Genomic DNA, 570 nt, shown 5'->3' with positions numbered 1-570 from the left:
GACCCGGACACCCCGGCCCCGCCCCGCTTCCTGCCCGAGTTCGACAACCTGCTCCTCTCCCACGCCGACCGCACCCGCGTCGTCCCGCCGCACCTCAAGGGCCGCAGCTGGAAGGGCAACCAGGCCTACCGCACCCTTCTCGTCGACGGCTTCCTGGCCGGAGTGTGGCACCTGACGGACGGCGCGCTCGTCGTCGAGCCCTTCGGGGAGCTGACCGGGTCCCAGCGCCGGGACGTGACCGGGGAAGGGCGGCGGATGCTGTCCGTCATGCACCCGGGGGAGTCCTACGACATCCGGTTCGGCACCGTCGTACGACCCTGACGACGGCGGCGCGGCGGCGATGGCGCCCTCTCGGGGCGCCGCCCGCGGGCTCACCGCCGAGCGCGGAACACCGGCGTGGAAAGGGGGCGTTGCGGGCCGCTCGTGGTGGCTCGCAACGCCCCCTGGCATTCACCCGAGGGGTCCTCGGGGGCCTTCAGGAGCCGATCTGTGCCGTGACCAGCGCGGAGAAGGTGGTCATCCGGGTGTACACACCCGGATGACCCGCCCCGGCACAGCCGTTGCCCCAGG

At 73.3% G+C, this 570-nt stretch carries 1 protein-coding gene and 1 pseudogene; one reads left to right on the top strand and one right to left on the bottom strand.

The window, feature by feature from the left end; translation table 11 throughout:
- On the top strand, positions 1-321 hold a 321-nt coding region (locus BZY54_RS47390; protein ID WP_143668392.1), incomplete at its 5' end, for a DNA glycosylase AlkZ-like family protein.
- A gap of 154 nt (positions 322-475) precedes the next feature.
- Here BZY54_RS47390 and BZY54_RS54340 read toward each other — a convergent pair.
- Positions 476-570 (bottom strand): annotated as a pseudogene (locus tag BZY54_RS54340) (serine protease); the annotation flags it as partial.

The sequence above is a fragment of the Streptomyces carpinensis genome (assembly GCF_002154505.1).
GTDB lineage: Bacteria > Actinomycetota > Actinomycetes > Streptomycetales > Streptomycetaceae > Streptomyces > Streptomyces carpinensis.
The sequence above is the reverse complement of the archived record's forward strand: the minus strand, read 5'-3'. Positions and strand labels throughout refer to the sequence as shown.